The 17534-nt window shown below is 72.1% G+C and carries 16 protein-coding genes and 1 pseudogene; 8 read left to right on the forward strand and 9 right to left on the reverse strand.

Annotated elements, in window-relative coordinates; all coding sequences use genetic code 11:
- Window positions 1-112: 112 nt before the first annotated feature.
- From ACFXGI_RS13480 to ACFXGI_RS13495, 4 genes are all read left to right on the forward strand, one after another.
- Window positions 113-1642: an aldehyde dehydrogenase (NADP(+)) gene (locus tag ACFXGI_RS13480; RefSeq protein ID WP_384705563.1), complete on the forward strand. Its 1530-nt coding sequence runs from the start codon at window positions 113-115 to the stop codon at window positions 1640-1642.
- 42 nt (window positions 1643-1684) lie between these two features.
- Window positions 1685-1906: a hypothetical protein gene (locus ACFXGI_RS13485; protein WP_030859017.1), complete on the forward strand. Its 222-nt coding sequence runs from the start codon at window positions 1685-1687 to the stop codon at window positions 1904-1906.
- Window positions 1907-1959: 53 nt separating this feature from the next.
- Window positions 1960-3219 (forward strand): TerD family protein, encoded by a 1260-nt coding sequence (locus ACFXGI_RS13490; protein ID WP_384705565.1) that lies wholly within the window; start codon window positions 1960-1962, stop codon window positions 3217-3219.
- Between the two features lie 112 nt (window positions 3220-3331).
- Window positions 3332-3508 carry a hypothetical protein gene (locus ACFXGI_RS13495; protein WP_199813622.1) on the forward strand — a complete coding sequence of 59 codons (177 nt, stop codon included), beginning with the start codon at window positions 3332-3334 and terminating at the stop codon, window positions 3506-3508.
- Between the two features lie 69 nt (window positions 3509-3577).
- Here ACFXGI_RS13495 and ACFXGI_RS13500 read toward each other — a convergent pair whose 3' ends face one another.
- Window positions 3578-5017, reverse strand: coding sequence for an alkaline phosphatase PhoX (locus tag ACFXGI_RS13500; protein ID WP_384705567.1), 1440 nt, complete (start codon window positions 5015-5017; stop codon window positions 3578-3580).
- A 212-nt stretch (window positions 5018-5229) separates the two neighbouring features.
- Window positions 5230-6729: a hypothetical protein gene (locus ACFXGI_RS13505; protein WP_384705569.1), complete on the reverse strand. Its 1500-nt coding sequence runs from the start codon at window positions 6727-6729 to the stop codon at window positions 5230-5232.
- A gap of 320 nt (window positions 6730-7049) precedes the next feature.
- Here ACFXGI_RS13505 and ACFXGI_RS13510 point away from each other — a divergent pair, with 320 nt between their 5' ends.
- The 3 genes and pseudogenes from ACFXGI_RS13510 (at window position 7050) to ACFXGI_RS13520 (ending at window position 9618) form a co-directional block, all read left to right on the forward strand.
- Window positions 7050-8891: an endonuclease/exonuclease/phosphatase family protein gene (locus ACFXGI_RS13510; RefSeq protein WP_384705571.1), complete on the forward strand. Its 1842-nt coding sequence runs from the start codon at window positions 7050-7052 to the stop codon at window positions 8889-8891.
- Window positions 8892-9085: 194 nt separating this feature from the next.
- Window positions 9086-9217: pseudogene (locus tag ACFXGI_RS13515) on the forward strand (GNAT family N-acetyltransferase); the annotation flags it as partial.
- 146 nt (window positions 9218-9363) lie between these two features.
- A complete protein-coding gene (locus ACFXGI_RS13520; RefSeq protein ID WP_384705573.1) occupies window positions 9364-9618 on the forward strand; it encodes a hypothetical protein in 255 nt (84 codons plus the stop codon).
- 130 nt (window positions 9619-9748) lie between these two features.
- Here ACFXGI_RS13520 and dapD read toward each other — a convergent pair whose 3' ends face one another.
- Window positions 9749-10729, reverse strand: coding sequence for a 2,3,4,5-tetrahydropyridine-2,6-dicarboxylate N-succinyltransferase (dapD, locus tag ACFXGI_RS13525; RefSeq protein WP_384705575.1), 981 nt, complete (start codon window positions 10727-10729; stop codon window positions 9749-9751).
- Window positions 10730-10738: 9 nt separating this feature from the next.
- The gene (locus tag ACFXGI_RS13530) at window positions 10739-12010 is read right to left on the reverse strand and encodes an MFS transporter (RefSeq protein WP_384705577.1); all 1272 of its coding nucleotides are present in this window, start codon (window positions 12008-12010) and stop codon (window positions 10739-10741) included.
- 85 nt (window positions 12011-12095) lie between these two features.
- Here ACFXGI_RS13530 and ACFXGI_RS13535 point away from each other — a divergent pair, with 85 nt between their 5' ends.
- Entirely contained in the window at window positions 12096-12971 is an 876-nt protein-coding gene (locus ACFXGI_RS13535) for a winged helix-turn-helix transcriptional regulator (protein WP_384705579.1), read from the forward strand.
- A gap of 102 nt (window positions 12972-13073) precedes the next feature.
- Here ACFXGI_RS13535 and ACFXGI_RS13540 read toward each other — a convergent pair whose 3' ends face one another.
- The 5 genes from ACFXGI_RS13540 to sufC all read right to left on the reverse strand — a co-directional run bounded on the left by ACFXGI_RS13540 (window position 13074) and on the right by sufC (window position 17528).
- Window positions 13074-14444: a DUF3616 domain-containing protein gene (locus ACFXGI_RS13540; RefSeq protein WP_384705581.1), complete on the reverse strand. Its 1371-nt coding sequence runs from the start codon at window positions 14442-14444 to the stop codon at window positions 13074-13076.
- 235 nt (window positions 14445-14679) lie between these two features.
- On the reverse strand, window positions 14680-15027 hold the full coding sequence (locus ACFXGI_RS13545) for a metal-sulfur cluster assembly factor (protein WP_030160393.1): 348 nt from the start codon (window positions 15025-15027) through the stop codon (window positions 14680-14682).
- Window positions 15024-15488 (reverse strand): Fe-S cluster assembly sulfur transfer protein SufU, encoded by a 465-nt coding sequence (gene sufU / locus ACFXGI_RS13550; RefSeq protein WP_030160391.1) that lies wholly within the window; start codon window positions 15486-15488, stop codon window positions 15024-15026. The genes ACFXGI_RS13545 and sufU overlap by 4 nt, the downstream gene beginning before the upstream one ends.
- A gap of 22 nt (window positions 15489-15510) precedes the next feature.
- Entirely contained in the window at window positions 15511-16767 is a 1257-nt protein-coding gene (locus ACFXGI_RS13555; RefSeq protein ID WP_030858993.1) for a cysteine desulfurase, read from the reverse strand.
- Complete coding sequence (sufC, locus tag ACFXGI_RS13560; protein ID WP_384705583.1) at window positions 16764-17528, reverse strand: Fe-S cluster assembly ATPase SufC; 765 nt, start codon at window positions 17526-17528, stop codon at window positions 16764-16766. Before sufC ends, ACFXGI_RS13555 begins: the two co-directional genes overlap by 4 nt.
- Between the last annotated feature and the right edge of the window lie 6 nt (window positions 17529-17534).

The raw sequence follows: 17534 nt of genomic DNA on the forward strand, positions 1-17534 counted from the left end.
GGAAGACCCGGAAATAGAGTCCGGAACGGATGTGATCATCCATCCATCGGAACGGCGTTCAGAATACTGAACGCCACCGCGCGGGTCAGCGAGATCCAGGAGGCAGTGCGCCATGGCAGCAACACCAGTCTGGAGTGTGGACCCCCGCACCGGGAAGCAGCGCGAACAAGTTGCCGTCGAGGCCACGTCCGGCGAAGTGGACGAGGCCGTACGCGCCGCCCACGCGGCCCGCGGTGCGCTCGCCGACCGCACCGCCCGCGCGGCCTTCCTGCGCGCGGCCGCCGAGCTGCTCGACGGGGCCGCGGCCCACGTCATCGAGGCCGCCGACGCCGAGACCGCCCTCGGCCCGGGCAGGCTCACCGGCGAGCTCGCCCGCACCACCGGCCAGCTGCGCGCCTTCGCCGACGCCGTGGACGAGGGCTCCTACCTCGACATCCGCATCGACCGCCCCGACGCCGGCGCCGTCCCGCCGCGCCCCGAGCTGCGCCGCTACAAGGTGCCGCTCGGCGTGGTCGCGGTCTACGCCGCCTCCAACTTCCCGCTCGCGTTCTCCGTCCCCGGCGGGGACACCGCGAGCGCGCTGGCCGCCGGCTGCCCGGTGGTCGTCAAGGCACACCCCGACCATCCGGCCACCTCCGAGCTGTGCGCCTCGCTGCTGCGCCGGGCTGCCGTGGCCGCCGGGCTGCCGGCGGAAGTGGTCGCCGTCGTCCACGGTTTCGACGCGGGTCTGGAGCTGATCCGCCACCCGCTCGTCTCCGCCGCCGGATTCACCGGCTCCATCCGGGGCGGTCGGGCGCTGTTCGACGCGGCCGCCGCCCGGCCCGTGCCCATCCCGTTCCACGGCGAACTCGGCTCCCTCAACCCCGTCGTGGTCACGCCCGCGGCCGCCGCCGAGCGCGCCGAGGAGATCGCCGCCGGGCTCGCGGGCTCGGTTACCCTCGGGGTCGGCCAGTTCTGCGTCAAGCCGGGCCTGGTCCTCGTCCCCGAGGGCGCCGACGGCGACCGGCTCACCGGCGCGCTGACGAAGGCCCTCGGCGAGACCGAGCCGGGCGTCCTGCTCGACCACCGGATGCGGGAGAACTTCGTCTCCGGCGTACGCGAGCGGTCCGCGCTGCCCGGCGTGACCGCGCCCGTCACCCCGGGCTCCGGCGGCGAGCACACCGTCGGTGCGGGATACCTGACCGTGTCCGCCGGGAGCCTGCTGGAGGGCGGGGCGTACGAGGTGCTGCTGGAGGAGTGCTTCGGACCGGTGACCGTGGTCGTGCGGTACGCGGACCAGAGCGAGGCGGGGTCGGTGCTCGGCCGGCTCCCGGGGAACCTGAGCGCCACGCTCCAGCTCTCCGCGGCCGAGGCCGACGGCGGCCCGGGCCCGGCGGCGGAGCTGATCGCGCGGGTCACGGCGCTGGCCGGGCGGGTCCTGGTCAACGGCTGGCCGACCGGGGTCGCGGTGGCCCCCGCCCAGCACCACGGCGGCCCGTACCCGGCGGCGACCTCGCACTCCACTTCGGTGGGCGGGACCGCCATCGAGCGCTGGCTGCGGCCGGTGGTCTACCAGTCGGTGCCCGACCCGTTGCTTCCGGCGGAGCTGCGCGAGGCGAACCCGCTGGGGCTGCCGCGCCGCGTCACGCCCGCGGCTCCGTAATTGCCTTGCCCGCCCCCGCGCCGCGGGGGCAGGCTGCCGGTCATGCCGAGACCTCACGGATTCACGTACGAACAGCGCGCCGACGCGAGCGTGGTCATCACGCACCAGGGGCGGGCCGCGAGCACCCTGCGCGGCGGCCGGGCCGAGAAGTTCCTCGCCGAGGTGGAGTCCGGCGACGCGCAGCTCGTGATGGCCCGCTGGACGGGCGCGTACAAGTTCGGCAACGAGCGCATGGCGAAGAACCACCCCCGCAACAGGCGCTGAAATCTGTCACGAGGGTAAGGGAACGGCAAAGCACCTCCGGTCGTTCTCCGGGCATGACCGCTATGACCCCAGGTTCCAACCTGCCGCTCAACACCGTCCGTGTGACGGTGGACGTGGCTGCCCCGGTGCGGCTCGACGTGTCGGGACTGCTCCTCGCGGCGGACGGCAAGGTGCGCTCCGACGCCGACTTCATCTTCTACAACCAGCCGTCCGGGCCCGGTGTCAGCTACCGGTCCGGCGGCGGGGCGGCGCCGGACTCGATCACCGTGGACACCGGCGCCCTGCCGCCGGGCATCGAGCGGATCGTGGTCACGGCCAGCCCCGACGCCGCCGGTCAGACGTTCCAGGGCATCGAGCCCACCGCCACCGTGCGGCACGCGGAGACCGGTGCGGTGATCGCCTCCTTCACCCCGCCGCAGCTGGGCGCCGAGACCGCGCTCGTGGTCGTCGAGGTCTACCAGCGCGGCGGCGTGTGGAAGGTGCGCGCGGTGGGTCAGGGGTACGCGAACGGCCTCGCCGGGATCGCGACCGACTTCGGGGTCTCCGTGAACGTGGAGCCCACCCCGCCGCCCGCGGCCACCCCTCAGGCCCAGGCCCCGGCCGCGCCCTCCCCTTCCTCCTGGCCGAGCGCCCCGACGACGCCGGCGCCTCCCGCGCCCCCGGCAGCCCCGTCGTTCCCCGCGGCCCCGGCGGCCGCAGCGCCCGCCGCGCCGGCCCCGGCCGCCGTCGGCACCGGGAAGATCAACCTCGACAAGGGCCGGGTCAGCCTCCAGAAGAACCAGACCGTGTCGCTCGTCAAGAACGGCCGCCCGCTGCTCTCCCAGGTGAAGATGGGCCTGGGCTGGGAGCCGGCGTTCCGCGGCCGGGACATCGACCTCGACGCCTCCGTCATCGCGTACGGCCCGCAGCGCAACCACATCGACAGCTGCTACTTCGGCAAGCTGTCCATCCTGAACGGCGCGATCAAGCACTCGGGTGACAACCTCACCGGCGAGGGCGCCGGGGACGACGAGGTGATCGTCGTGGACCTCGGGCGGCTGCCCGCCGAGGCCACCGGCCTCGTCTTCACGGTCAACTCCTTCTCCGGCCAGAAGTTCAGCGAGGTCGCCAAGGCCTACTGCCGCCTGATCGACGCGGCCAGCGGGGAGGAGCTGGTGCGCTTCGACCTCACCGGTGCCGAACCGCAGACCGGGGTCATGATGGCCAAGCTGATTCGCCAGTTCTCGGGCGAATGGGAGATGACGGCCATCGGAGAGTTTGTGAAGTCCCGCACAGTGCGCGGGATGGTCAAGCCCGGCTCTTCGACACTCTGAGCAGGTGAGCGGGCACATGGAGCGACCGTGCCCGCCGGCCGGTGGGCCGAGGTGACGGATTCCACCCTTAATAGGTGGGTGACTGTCGGTGCCCGCCCGTAGCCTTGAAAGCATGTACAGCACACTCCGGCCCGCGGGTCCCGCCCGCCCGTCCGCCGCAGAGGCGAACGAGGCGATACGGCACCTTGTCGAGACGCGGGTGGACGACGAGTGGCCCTCCGAGGCGTACGAGTTCCTCCTGGAGGAATGGGCCGCCGCCAGCCGCGCCGAGATCGCCGCAGCTCAATGAAGGGCCGAGGGCCGCGGCGCCGCCCCGTGAACGGGCGGCGCCGCGGCCCTCGGTCACGAGCTCCGGTCGTCAGTGCGCGCGGCGCCAAGGGCCGGTGATGGCCAGCATGATGCCCGGGTCCTGGATGTTGGCGTACAGCGTGCGCCCGTCCGGCGAGAAGCAGACACCGGTGAACTCGGAGTACTCCGGCTCCTGTGCCGTCCCCATGTTCAGCTCGTTGCGCGCCAGCGGGTACGTGCGCCCCGACTCGGTCGCGCCGAACAGGTGCTGCAGCCCGCTGCCGTCCTCCGCGATGACCAGGCCGCCGTACGGGGAGACCGTGATGTTGTCCGGGCCGTCGAAGGAGCCGTCCTTCGCCGGGTCGGCGTTCACCCCGAGCACCACCGTCAGCCGGATCGTGCGCCGCTTCGGGTCGTAGAACCACACCTGGCCGTCGTGGGCCGCACCCGGGCTCTCCTCACGGGCGTACGAGGAGACGAAGTACGTGCCCCCGTCGGCCCACCACATGCCCTCCAGCTTGCGGGCGCGGGTCACCGCACCCTCCCCGAACTGCTTGCGCACCGACACCGTCCGTGCGTCGCGGTCCGGGACGGGCACCCAGTCGACCCCGTAGACGGTGCCGATCTTCGTCGCGCGCGAGAGGTCGTCGACGAACCGGCCCGCGCTGTCGAAGCACTTGGCGGCGGCGAGCACGCCCGCGTCCGCGGCGAGGGTACGGAGCTTGCCGCGCCCGTGCCGGAAGCCGCTCGGCGGGGTCCAGCGGTAGAGCAGCCCGTTGGGGCCGGAGGCGTCCTCGGTCAGGTAGGCGTGGCCCTGGCGCGGGTCGATGACCACGGCCTCGTGGGCGTACCGGCCGAAGGCCTTGACCGGCTTCGGCTCGCGGTTGGCGCGCCGGTCGTGCGGGTCGACCTCGAACACGTACCCGTGGTCCTTGGTCATGCCGTTCTTGCCGGCGAGGTCCTCGGTCTCCTCACAGGTCAGCCAGGTGTCCCAGGGGGTGGCGCCGCCCGCGCAGTTGGTGGACGTACCGGCGACGCCCACCCATTCGGCCACCTCGCCGCCGCGCCGGACCTCGACGACCGTGCAGCCGCCGGCCGCCGCCGGGTCGTAGACGAGGCCCTCGGTGAGCGGGACGGGGTGCGCCCAGCCCGCCCGCTTGCCCTTCAGTTCGTGGTTGTTGACGAGGAGGGTGACCCCGCGGTGCCCCTCGAAGGCGGCCGTCCCGTCGTGGTTGGACGGGGTGGACTCGCCCGAGTCGAGGGTGGTGACCCCGCTGTGGGTGATCACGCGGTAGCTGAATCCGGCGGGGAGGGCGAGCAGTCCGGCCGGGTCCGCGAGGAGCGGGCCGTAGCCGGGCTCGCAGGGCCGGCCGTGCTCGTCGCGCAGGGTGCTGTCGTCGGCCGCCAGCGCTCCCGGGGCGGTCGCGAGCGCGCCGACCGTCCCGGTGAGCGCGACGCCCGCGCCGGCGATGACGGTGCGGGCGGTGAAGTCTCTACGGCTGAGCGGCATCGGGTCTCCAGGGGTGGGGAGGTGGTGCGCCTGTCGTGCGGTCGTCGGCGCACACGCTCTCGCCCGCACGTGAACGGCGGCTGAATTACCCGCGAAGCGGAGCCGATCCCTTGCCGGTGGCCGCAATGGCCGACTCCGGCTCAGGAACGGCGCGTTCCGGCCGCCGGCCACCCCCTGCCCCAGCTGCCGCTTCCGTACCCGGGATTCCCGCGTCAGGCCTGGCGCGAACGGGCCTTGAAGGCGGCCTTGCGGGCCTCCTTGGCGGCCTTCTTGTCCGGGTGCATCCGGCCCATCGCCTCCAGCACGTACGCCGTCGCCGGGTGCTCCACCCGCCACGCCTGGTCGAAGAACCCCGTGTGGTGCTCGGTCAGCGACTGCATCAGCAGCGGCAGTTCCTCCGTCTCCCCGTCCGCCGCGAGCTGCGCCGCGATCGTGTCGACGGTCAGCCAGAACACCATGGCCTCGTCCGGCGCCGGTACGTCGGCCGCCCCGCGCTCCGAGAGCCAGACCCGGGCCAGCCCGCCGAGCTCGGCGTCGTCCAGCACCGCGCGGACCGCCGGCTCGGCCTCGGGACCGGCCGGGGCGAGGGCCTGCTGGCAGCGCAGCCGCCGCAGCGGACCGCCCTCGTCGGCGCCGCGGGCCGCGGCCAGCAGTTCGGCGACCGCGCCCCGCAGTTCACGGCCGGCCAGCCACTGCTCGATCTCGGCCTGGGCCGCGTCCTCGGAGTATCCGGAGACCGCGTCGAGGAGGGCGTCGGCGCCCTTGTCGGCCAGTTCGCCGACGGCGGGGGCGGTGACCCCGGCCTCCAGCATGCGGGCCCGGATCCCGTACAGGCCCAGCGGGGTCAGCCGTACCAGCCCGTACCGGGAGACGTCCTCGTCGTCGACCTCGCCGGGGGACGAACCGGCGCCCGGGCCGCCGGCCGAGCCGGCGGCGGCGAACTCCTCGTCGTCCGCCTCCGCCATCAGGGCCTCGTCCACGGGCCGGAACTCGACGAGCCCGATCGGCTCCAGCTGCCGGAACTGGTCGTCGAGGCGCATCATCGCGTCCGAGACCTGCTCCAGCACGGCGTCGGTCGGCTCGCCCATGTCCTCGGGGATGACCATCGAGGCGGCGAGCACCGGAAGCGGAATCGGCCCGTCCGAAGCGCCGTGCCCGGAGACGGTGAGCAGGTAGAGGTTGGCGAGGACCCCGTCGAGGAAGTCCGCCTCGCGGCTCGGGTTCCAGTCCAGCCGGCCGAAGTCGATCTCACCGCCCGCGTCCAACGCGTCGACGAGGTCGTCCAGATCGGGCACGGCCGCATCCGCGAGGACGGTGTCCAGGGCCGCCAGCCACAGGTCGAGCACCTCTGCGGGTGCGCCGCCGGTCACCAGCGCCAGGTCCTCACCGGGTGCGGCGGTGCCGGACTCCTCGTCGCCGTCCTCCTCCGGCTCGGCCACGTCCACGAGGCCGGTGTCCACGGCCACCCGCCAGGCCTGGCTCGCCAGCACCGGGCCTTCCTCGTCGGCGGGGTCGAGGCCCAGTACGGCCGCGGCCTCGGGCAGCTGAGCTGAGGCGAGTTCGCCGCCGATGTCCACGCGGGTGTGCGGCCCGGCCCAGCGGGCCAGCCGTACGGCCCGGGCGAACAGCGGGGCGACGAGGGCCTCGCGGGCCAGTTCCGCATCGGAGGGCAGCCGTACCGGCGGCAGCGTGGGGTGCGGCTCTGCGGACATGGGGCGGTCTCCTCGCGAACGCGGTGGGGCGATGGGGCACGGCCCCGCGGGGCGGCCGTCCGGCGCACCAGCGTAGACGCATATCGGGCGCGCCCGGGGGGCCATCTCCTTTGGTTCATCCCACAGTCAGCTGCCGTATCCCCTGGAGGCCTTGACAACTTCCCTGGTCACACAGGAAATTGACGCGCGTAGATCTATGGGGAATCTCCGGGATTCCTGCGGACCTCCCGTGGCCCGACCGCGGGGGCCTCCGCACGAATCCCGCCAAACGCACGCAACACCCCTTCGCTTTCGTCTTCCACACACCGGAGTTCTTGACCATGCGCTCCTCGCACCCCCGTTCCGCCGCCGTCTCGGCACTCGTCGCCACCGCCCTGGCCACCGGCCTGCTCGCGGGCACCGCCGACGCAGCCGAAGGCTCCGCGTCCGCCGAGCCGATACGCATCCACGACATCCAGGGCACCACCCGCATATCGCCGCTCAACGGCAAGCAGGTCGCCGATGTCGCCGGCATCGTGACGGGCGTGCGCACGTACGGCTCGCGCGGCTTCTGGATGCAGGACCCGGACGCCGACGACAACGACGCGACCAGCGAGGGCGTCTTCGTCTTCACCAGCTCCGTCCCGACCGTCGCCGTCGGCGACGCGGTCAAGGTCTCCGGCCTGGTCGGCGAGTACATCCCCGGCGGCGTCTCCTCCGGCAACCAGTCGGTCACCCAGATCTCCAAGCCGGCCGTGACCGTGCTCTCCTCGGGCAACGCGCTGCCCGAGGCCACCGCGATCAACGAGTACAACGTGCCCGCCGAGTACGCCCCGGCGGGCGACCCGGCCGCCGCCGGCAGCATCAACGGCCTGACCCTGGACCCCTCGCGCTACGCCCTGGACTTCTACGAGTCCCTCGAGGGCATGAACGTGAAGATCGGCACCTCGCGCGTGGTCGGCGCCACCGACCCGCACTCGGAGCTGTGGGTCACGGTGAAGGGCTGGGAGAACACCGCCAAGCGCGGCGGCACGCTCTACGGCTCGTACGAGTCCCAGAACACCGGCCGCCTGCAGATCCAGCAGCTCGCGCCGCTCGCGCAGCAGCCCTTCCCGGTGGCCAACGTCGGCGACAAGCTGACCGGCACCACCGAGGGCCCGCTGGACTTCAACCAGTTCGGCGGCTACACCCTGGTGGCCCGTGCCCTCGGCACCGTCAAGGCGGGCACCCTGGCCCCCGAGAAGACCAAGGCGCAGGCAGCGAACGAGCTCGCGGTGGCCACGTACAACGTGGAGAACCTCGACCCGAGCGACCCGCAGGAGAAGTTCGACAACCTGGCGAAGGCGGTCGTCGCGAACCTCGCCTCGCCCGACATCCTGGCCTTGGAGGAGATCCAGGACGACAACGGCGCCAAGAACGACGGCACCGTCTCGGCGGAGCAGACGCTGACGAAGTTCACCGCGGCGATCGCGGCGGCCGGCGGCCCGGCGTACCAGTGGCGCACCATCAGCCCGGAGAACAACAAGGACGGTGGCGAGCCCGGCGGCAACATCCGCCAGGTGTTCCTCTTCAACCCGGCCCGCGTCTCCTTCACGGACCGCGCGGCGGGCGACTCGGTGACCCCGACCGCCGTGACGCAGGTGGACGGCAAGGCCGCCCTGACCCACTCCCCCGGCCGGATCGACCCGGCGAACCCGGCGTGGGCCGACAGCCGCAAGCCGCTGGCCGGCGAGTTCGTGTTCAAGGGCAAGACGGTCTTCGTGATCGCCAACCACTTCGGCTCCAAGGGCGGCGACGAGGGCCTGACCTCGGTCCACCAGCCGCCGGTGCGCTCCTCGGAGGCCAAGCGGCTGCTCCAGGCGCAGGCCGTGAACGGTTTCGTCAAGCAGCTCCTGGCGGCGGACAAGAACGCGAGCGTCCTCGCCGTCGGCGACATCAACGACTTCGAGTTCTCGGCGACCGCGCAGGCGCTGGAGGACGGCGGGGCGCTGTACTCGGCGATCAAGTCGCTGCCGAAGGCGGAGCGCTACTCGTACGTGTACCAGGGCAACGCGCAGGTGCTGGACCAGATCCTGACCAGCCCGGCCATCAAGAACTTCACGTACGACAGCGTGCACATCAACGCGGAGTTCTCGGCGCAGAACAGCGACCACGACCCGCAGGTGCTCCGCTTCCGCCCGTAACGGCGACGCGCCACTGACCGGCAGGGCCCCCGGACGCCGTCCGGTCCGGGGGCCCTGCCACACTTCCGGCCGTGATCTTCCGCACTGCCACCCGTGAGGACCTGCCCGTCGTACTGGCCCTGCCGGCGGACGCCGGCGAGGAGCGGGCCGAGGTCACCGAGGCGCAGGAGCGGGCCTTCTGATGCGGCTGGCGGTCGAGCGGGCGCGGCTGCGGCCTGGTGCAGCTGACCGGCAACAAGCGGCGGGCGGACGCCCACCGGTTCTACGAGCGGCTCGGCTTCGCGCGCAGCCACGAGGGCTTCAAGCTGAGCCTGGCGGCGCACTGAGCGCGGGCGCCATAGGACACCTGGGGAGAAGTCGGGACTTTCGCCCCTGGCGTGACGCTCGCCACATCACCACCCATTCGACCCGAGTTGTGGTGTTGAGTGGCCCCACGCTCGACCATGTCCCCCCGTATCCCCCGGAGGACCGCGTGTTCCCCTCCATCTCCCCCGCCCAGGAAATCGGCCTGGCCGTCCTGCTCGTGGCCGCCCTCGTGTGGGTGCTCGGCCTCGGGCACATGCTGTGGGACTCCCGCTTCCACCAGCCGGAGCCAGGCACGTACGAGGGCGTCGCGGTCATCCCGGCCCAGCGCAGCGCCGCCATGCACCCGATGGAGTCGGTCGAGCTGACCGAGGCGGAAGAAGAGGCCTTCGCCGGCCTGATCCGCACCATCCCCCTCCGCTGAACCGCCACGTCCCCCCGCGCTCGGGGCGGGAGGACGTTGACGGGACCGGGAGAAACACGACGCCCTCACCACCCCTTGCCGGGGAGATGAGGGCGTCGTGGCCGTTCCGGGGCCGGCTGGGGGCCGGGGATCAGTTGTGGGAGTGGAGGACCTCGTTCAGGCCGCCCCAGACCGCGTTGTTCGGGCGGGCTTCGACCGTGCCCGTGACCGAGTTGCGGCGGAAGAGGATGTTGCTCGCGCCCGAGAGCTCCAGGGCCTTGACGATCTGGCCGTCCGGGAGCGTGACGCGGGTGCCCGCGGTCACGTACAGGCCGGCCTCGACGATGCACTCGTCGCCCAGCGCGATGCCCACGCCCGCCTCGGCGCCGATCAGGCAGCGCTCGCCGATCGAGATGATCTGCTTGCCGCCGCCCGAGAGGGTGCCCATCGTGGAGGCGCCGCCGCCGATGTCGGAGCCGTCGCCGACCACGACGCCGGCCGAGATGCGGCCCTCGACCATGGAGGTGCCGAGGGTCCCGGCGTTGAAGTTGACGAAGCCCTCGTGCATGACGGTGGTGCCCTCGGCGAGGTGCGCGCCCAGGCGGACCCGGTCCGCGTCGGCGATGCGCACGCCCTTGGGGGCGACGTAGTCCGTCATCCGCGGGAACTTGTCGATCGAGGTGACCTGGAGGTACAGGCCCTCGGCGCGGGCGTTCAGCCGTACGGCCTCCACCTGGTCCACGGCGACCGGGCCCAGCGAGGTCCAGGCGACGTTGGCCAGCAGGCCGAAGACGCCGTCCAGGCTCTGGCCGTGCGGCTTGACCAGGCGGTGGCTGAGCAGGTGCAGGCGCAGGTACGCGTCGTGCGCGTCGAGCGGCTTGTCCTCCAGGGAGGAGATCACGGTGCGGACGGCTACGACCTCGACGTCACGGACCGCGTCCAGGCGGATCGCCTTGGCCGCGGCGGCGCCCAGCAGCTGCACGGCCTGATCGGCGGTGAGGCGCTCGGTGCCGGCCGGGCCGGGCTCGGCGACCAGCTCGGGGGCGGGGAACCAGGTGTCGAGGACGGTGCCGTCGGAGGCGATGGTGGCAAGTCCGGCGGCGACGGCGCCGGTGGTACGCGTAGCAGTCATGCCCGAAACCTAACCGGCGGCGGCCCGAGGTCGCGAACCGGTCTCATGTGCCGGTCGCGCCGCGTGTCGCGCCGCGCCCGCCGCCTTCCGCCGCCCCTCGCGCCGTGACACGTACAGCACCGCCCCGCCCGCGCATGCCGCCAGCGCCGCACACAGCGGCCACAGCAGCCCGGGCGCGGCCGCGTACAGGGCTCCGCCCAGCGGAGGCCCGAGGACGACCCCGCTGACCGAGACCCCCGCGTACAGGCTCTGGAACCGCCCGACGGCGTGCTCGGGCGCCTGGTCGGCGACGTACGCGGTCGCGGTGGTCTTGTACAGGATCTCGCCGAGGCTGAGCAGCACCATCATCGCCACGGCACTGGCGAGCCCCGCTCCGGCCGACAGCGCCGCGTACCCGGCCCCGACGAACACGATGCCGGTGGCGATGACGGGGAGCGGCGGCCGTGCGCGCAGCGCGACGGCGGCCGGGAGCTCCAGCAGCAGGATGACGCCCCCGTTGAGGGCGATCACGAAGCCGAAGGCCCGGGTGTCGAGCCCGTGGTCGGCGAGGAAGACGGGGAAGGCGGAGTACTGCTGGCGGTAGACGAGGTCGGTCACCAGGATCGCGCCGAGCAGCACGAGTACGGCGGGCCGTGCCCGCAGCTCCTCCCACACGCCGCGGCCCAGACCCCCGTCCGGGGCCGCGGCGGGACGGGAGGCGTTGCGGGAGGCCCCGCGGGCCGGGACGACCCGCGCGGTCCAGGCGGCGAAGAACAGGGTCCCGAGGCCGTCGGCGACGAAGAGCCAGTCGTACGAGAGCCCGGTCGCGAGCAGGGCCCCCAGCGGCGGGCCGAGGGTGAAGCCGCCGTTGGAGACGCAGCGGACGACGGCGAAGGCCTGCCGGCGGGCCCCCTCGGGGACGGTCACGGCGACCAGCGCGGAGTTCGCCGCCCGGACCACGCCGGAGGCGTACTGGGCGAGCGGCAGGGCCGCGTAGAGCCCGGCGGTGGGCAGCAGCGGGAAGGACATCAGGGCGAGGCCGCCGGCGAGGGAGGCGGCGAGCAGCACGCGGCGGTGGCCGAAGCGGTCCCCGTACCAGCCGCCGGTGAAGTTCCCGGCGACCAGGCCGATGCCGCCGATGCCGGTGACCAGCCCCGCCTGGGCGGCTCCGAGGCCGCGCGGGCCGGTCAGGTACAGGAACACGAAGACGAAGGTGAAGCTGACGACGGCGTTGACGAACACCCCGGCCGCCAGCAGCCACACCACTCGGGGCACGTCCTTGAAGCCCTGCGCCATTCCCATGTCCGCCCCCGAACCGTAGTTAGTTCCTTTTGGGAACGGACTATGTCAGCATGACAGCCTTGGGTCAACGGACAAAGGAGTGCCCATGGCCCAGCGCACGCACCTCGACGACGCGGACTGCGCCATCGCCCAGGCCCTCGACGTGGTGGGCGACTGGTGGACGCTGCTGATCGTGCGCGACGCCGCGCGCGGCGTGCACCGCTTCGACGCGTTCCAGCGCGAGCTGGGGGTGTCCCGGAAGGTGCTGGCCGAGCGGCTGAAACTGCTGGTCGAAGCCGGGGTGCTGACGCGCGAGCCGTACCAGGAACGCCCGGTGCGGCACGACTACCGGCTGACCCCGCGCGGGCGGGGACTGCTGCCGGTCCTGGTGGCCCTCCAGGACTGGGGAGACACCTGGGTCCTGGGGGAAGGCGAGATGACGGCGACGACGGAGGAGTCCTCGCGGGAGGCCGAGCGGGTGCACGCGCTGCGCGGCACGCGGCTGCCGGAGCTGGTGCTGCCGGACCGGTTCGGGGAGGTGCGGGATCCGGTGGCGGACACGCCGTTCACGGTCCTGTACTGCTTCCCCGGCGCGTACGCCCGGGCGGAGTCCTACCCTCCGGGATGGGCGGGGATCCCGGGGGCCAAGGGCTGCACGTTCGAGTCGTGCACGTACCGGGACCAGCTGGCGGAGTTCGCGGCGGCCGGGGCGACGGTGCACGGGGTGTCCACCCAGCGGCCCGATGAGCAGCGGGAGTTCGCGGAGGCGGAGGGGCTGCGGTTCCCGCTGCTCTCGGACGCGGAACTGACGCTGACGGCGGCGCTGCGGCTGCCGACGTTCCGGGCGGCGGGGGTGAGCCGGCTGAAGCGGCTGACCCTGGTGGTGGACCGGGAGCGCGTGGTGCGCGAGGTGTTCTATCCGATCCGGGACATCGAGGCCGGCGTGGCGGCGGCGCTGAGCGCCGTCCGCGACGCCGGCTGACCCCGTCGGCGGGGCCGGGATCCGCGGGACCGGATCCACCGGGCCGGATCCACCGGGCCGGATTCATTGAGCCGGATCCGCTGGGCCGGCCCCGCGGGAGCGTCAGTTCAGGGTGAACCAGGCCGCGCGGGACTTCTTCCACTCCGCGTGCGCCAGGTCCTTGGCCTCGATGCCGTCCCCGTACAGGTCGGCCGAGCCGCTGTCCGTGATCAGCTGGACCCGCGCGCCCGGAACTGACAGGTCCGGTACGTCCACGACGGCCTCCCAGCCGCCCGGGTCCGTCGTCGGCAGGTCGGCCCGCTTCACCGGGGCGTGGCCGGCGACGCCGTCCCACTGGTAGAGCGCGTACGGGTCCGAGTTGTCGTCCGCGGCCCAGGAGCCGGCCAGGATCAGGTACTGGTTCGCCGCGTTCTTGCGGATGTCGCGGATCGCGAGGCCGCCGAGGTCGAGCTCGATGCCCGCCCCGAAGGTGGCCTTGGCCCCGCTGGAGAGCACCTGGTCGAAGTTGGTCACCGGCACGACCAGCGCCTTGCCGCCCGGCACCGCCGGGGCCAGCGGGGCCCGGAAGCCCAGGTAGGCGGTGGTGGTCGAGCCGGGCGCGAACTCCAGACCCTCCACGTTGAACCCGTCGATCTGCTTGGGCGCCTCGCCCGCGGCCGTGCCGGCCGCGAAGCCGTAGCGGTTCCCGTTCGCCTTGTCCCAGGCCACCAGGTCGTCGCGGAGCTTCTTGTACGAGCGCCCGTACGCGAGCTGCACGGCCGATCCGGAGCCGCTCACCGTGGTGGTGAACACCGTGTTCCGCGGCGCCTTGTACTCGCCGTCCTTGTTGTTGCCGAGCGAGCCCGTCCAGTAGATGGTGTTCCCGATCAGGGTCGCCCCCTCGATGTCCACCTCCTTGGTGACGCCGAGCTGCGAGCTGAAGTCCCAGGTGCGGACCGGGGCCGCCGAGCGGGAACGGTCGTACAGGCGCAGCACGTTGCTCTCGTCGTCGGCGACGACGGTGTAGCCGCCGCCGACGTCCACGGCGGCCGAGGAGTCGGAGGCACCGGTGAAGTAACGGGCGTCGGCCGGGTTCTGCACGGCGGCGGAGGCTGCGTACGACAGGGTCTTGGTGGCGCTCTTGCCGCCCAGCCCCGTCACCTTGACGGTGAGGTTGGTGTAGCCGCGGCCGCGCGCGGCGACGGCGAGGCTGCGCACCGCCCCGGTCCCGGTGACGGTCACGTCGCCGGTCCCGGCGACCGAGGCCTTGCTCGACGCGGACGCGCTGACCGTCAGCGCGGACGCGTCGGCGCCGCTCTGCCCCACGGTCACGTCGACCACGGGGTCCCCGGACGCGCCGACGGCGCCGGACAGGTACGCGGCGGACAGGCTGATCGTCGGCGTCCCGTACGTCACCGCCTGTGCGGGCACGACCGTGACCGTCCCGGCGACGACCAGCGCCGCGATCCCTGCGATGCCAAGCTGCTTCTTCATCGGTGTCCGTCCCCAAGGGTCGAGCCGGGCGCGAACCGCGTCACGCCGTGACGGCCGTCGAGCAGGTTCGGCCACCGTGGCCAACACCCGGTGCACGTCAATCGTCCGCCGGAAGAACTCACAGGGCCCGTCGGGAGCGCGCCGGACACCGCCCCACCTGCTCCGGAGCACGCGAAAGGCCCCCGGCACAGTGCCGGGGGCCCTCCGTGAAGCGGTGGGTCAGACGCTCAGCCGCTCAGACGTTGAAGCCGAGCGCGCGCAGCTGCTCGCGGCCGTCGTCCGTGATCTTGTCCGGGCCCCACGGCGGCATCCAGACCCAGTTGATCCGGAGCTCGCTCACGATGCCGTCCGTCGCCGACTTCGCCTGGTCCTCGATGACGTCCGTCAGCGGGCAGGCCGCCGAGGTCAGCGTCATGTCGAGGGTGGCGATGTTCGCGTCGTCGATGTGGATGCCGTAGATCAGGCCCAGGTTGACGACGTCGATGCCCAGCTCGGGGTCGACCACGTCGTAGAGGGCCTCGCGGACCTCTTCCTCGGTGGCGGGCTTGATCGACGCCTCGGCGGGCGTCGCGTTCTCGGTCATGCCGTCTTCCTCTCCGCGGCGTCGCCCAGTGCCTGGGCGGTCGCGTCCTTCCAGGCCATCCAGCTCAGCAGAGCACACTTCACGCGAGCCGGGTACTTGGAGACGCCGACGAACGCGACCGCGTCCTCCAGCACCTCCTCCATGGCCTCGTCGGGCTCGATCTTGCCCTTCGACTGCATCATCTCCAGGAACACGCCCTGGATCTTCTGCGCCTCGGCCAGCTCCTTGCCGACGAGCAGCTCGTTCAGCACGGACGCGCTGGCCTGGCTGATGGAGCAGCCCTGGCCCTCGTACGAGACGTCGGTGAGAGTCTCGCCGTCGTACTTCACGCGCAGCGTGATCTCGTCGCCGCACGTCGGGTTGACGTGGTGCACCTCGGCGTCGCCGTCGCGCAGGCCACGCCCGTGCGGGTGCTTGTAGTGGTCCAGGATCAGTTCCTGGTACATCGAATCCAGCTTCACTGCGTCGTCCTCGTCGCCCTCGTCAGCCGAAGAAGTTCCGTACGTGCTCCAGCCCGTCGATCAGCGCGTCGACATCGGCCGGAGAGGAGTACAGGTAGAAAGACGCTCGCGTGGTCGCGGGAATTCCGTAGCGCAGGCAGACCGGGCGCGCGCAGTGGTGTCCCACGCGGACCGCGATGCCCTGCTCGTCCAGGACCTGGCCGACGTCGTGGGGGTGGATGTCACCGAGCGTGAAGGAGATCGCGGCGCCGCGGTCCTCGGCCGTGGTGGGGCCGATGATCCGCAGGTCGGGGACCTCCAGGAGGCGCTTCACCGCGTACTCGGTGATCGCGTGCTCGTGCGCGGCGATCTTGTCCATGCCGATCGCGGTGAGGTAGTCCACGGCCGCGCCGAGGCCGACGGCCTGGGCGATCGGGGGCGTACCCGCCTCGAACTTGTGGGGCGCCGGGGCGTACGTCGAGGCGTGCATCGACACGGTCTCGATCATCTCGCCGCCACCGAGGAACGGGGGCAGGTCCTCCAGGAGCTCCTGGCGGCCCCAGAGCACGCCGATGCCGGTCGGGCCGCACATCTTGTGGCCGGTGAAGGCCACGAAGTCGGCGCCGAGCGCCTGCACGTCGAGCGGCATGTGCGGAGCGGCCTGCGAGGCGTCGATCAGCACCAGCGCGCCGACCTCCTGCGCGCGCCGGACGATCGCCTCGACCGGGTTGATCGTGCCCATGATGTTGGAGACCAGCGTGAAGGAGACGATCTTCGTCTTCTCCGTGATGACCTCTTCGATGTTGGACAGGTCGAGCCGGCCGTCGTCGGTGAGGCCGAACCACTTCAGCTTCGCGCCGGTGCGCTGCGAGAGCAGCTGCCACGGGACGATGTTGGAGTGGTGTTCCATCTCCGTGATGGCGATCTCGGTCTCGCGGTCGACCCGGTAGGGCTCGTCCGCCCAGCCGAGCATGTTCGCGACCAGGTTGAGCGACTCCGAGGCGTTCTTGGTGAAGATCACCTCGTCGCGGCTCGGCGCGTTGATGAAGGCGGCGACCTTGTCGCGGGCGCCCTCGTACAGCGCCGTGGCCTCCTCGGCGAGCACGTGCACGCCGCGGTGGACGTTGGCGTTGTGCTGCTCGTAGTACTCGTTCAGCGCGTCGAGCACCTGGCGCGGCTTCTGCGAGGTCGCCGCGTTGTCCAGGTAAACGATCTTCTTCCCGTCGTGGACCACACGATCCAGAAGGGGGAAGTCCTTGCGGATCGCCTCGATGTCGAGGAGGCCAGGCAGCTGTGTCACGCGGTTGCGCCACCCTTCACGTACTTGTCGTAGCCCTCGGCCTCCAGCTGGTCCGCCAGCTCGGCGCCACCGGACTCGGCAATGCGGCCGTTCGCGAACACGTGCACGAAGTCGGGCTTGATGTAGCGCAGGATGCGCGTGTAGTGGGTGATCAGCAGGGTGCCGACGTCACCGGTCTCGCGGACGCGGTTGACGCCCTCGGAGACGATGCGCAGGGCGTCGACGTCGAGGCCGGAGTCGGTCTCGTCGAGGATCGCGATCTTCGGCTTGAGGAGCTCCAGCTGCAGGATCTCGTGGCGCTTCTTCTCACCGCCGGAGAAGCCCTCGTTGACGTTGCGCTCGGCGAAGGCCGGGTCCATCTGGAGCTGCTCCATCGCGGACTTGACCTCCTTCACCCAGGTGCGCAGCTTCGGGGCCTCGCCGCGGATGGCGGTGGCCGACGTGCGCAGGAAGTTGGAGACCGAGACGCCGGGGACCTCGACCGGGTACTGCATGGCGAGGAAGACGCCGGCGCGGGCGCGCTCGTCGACGGACATCTCCAGGACGTCTTCGCCGTCGAGGGTCACGGTGCCACCGGTGATGGTGTACTTCGGGTGACCGGCGAGCGAGTACGCCAGCGTGGACTTGCCGGAGCCGTTCGGACCCATGATGGCGTGCGTCTCGCCGGCCTTGACGGTGAGGTCGACACCCTTGAGGATCTCGCGGGCGCCGTTCTCGGCCTCGACGGAGACGTGCAGGTCGTGGATTTCAAGCGTTGCCATGGATAC

Origin of the sequence: Streptomyces sp. NPDC059355 (genome assembly GCF_042752335.1) — a bacterium.
GTDB lineage: Bacteria > Actinomycetota > Actinomycetes > Streptomycetales > Streptomycetaceae > Streptomyces.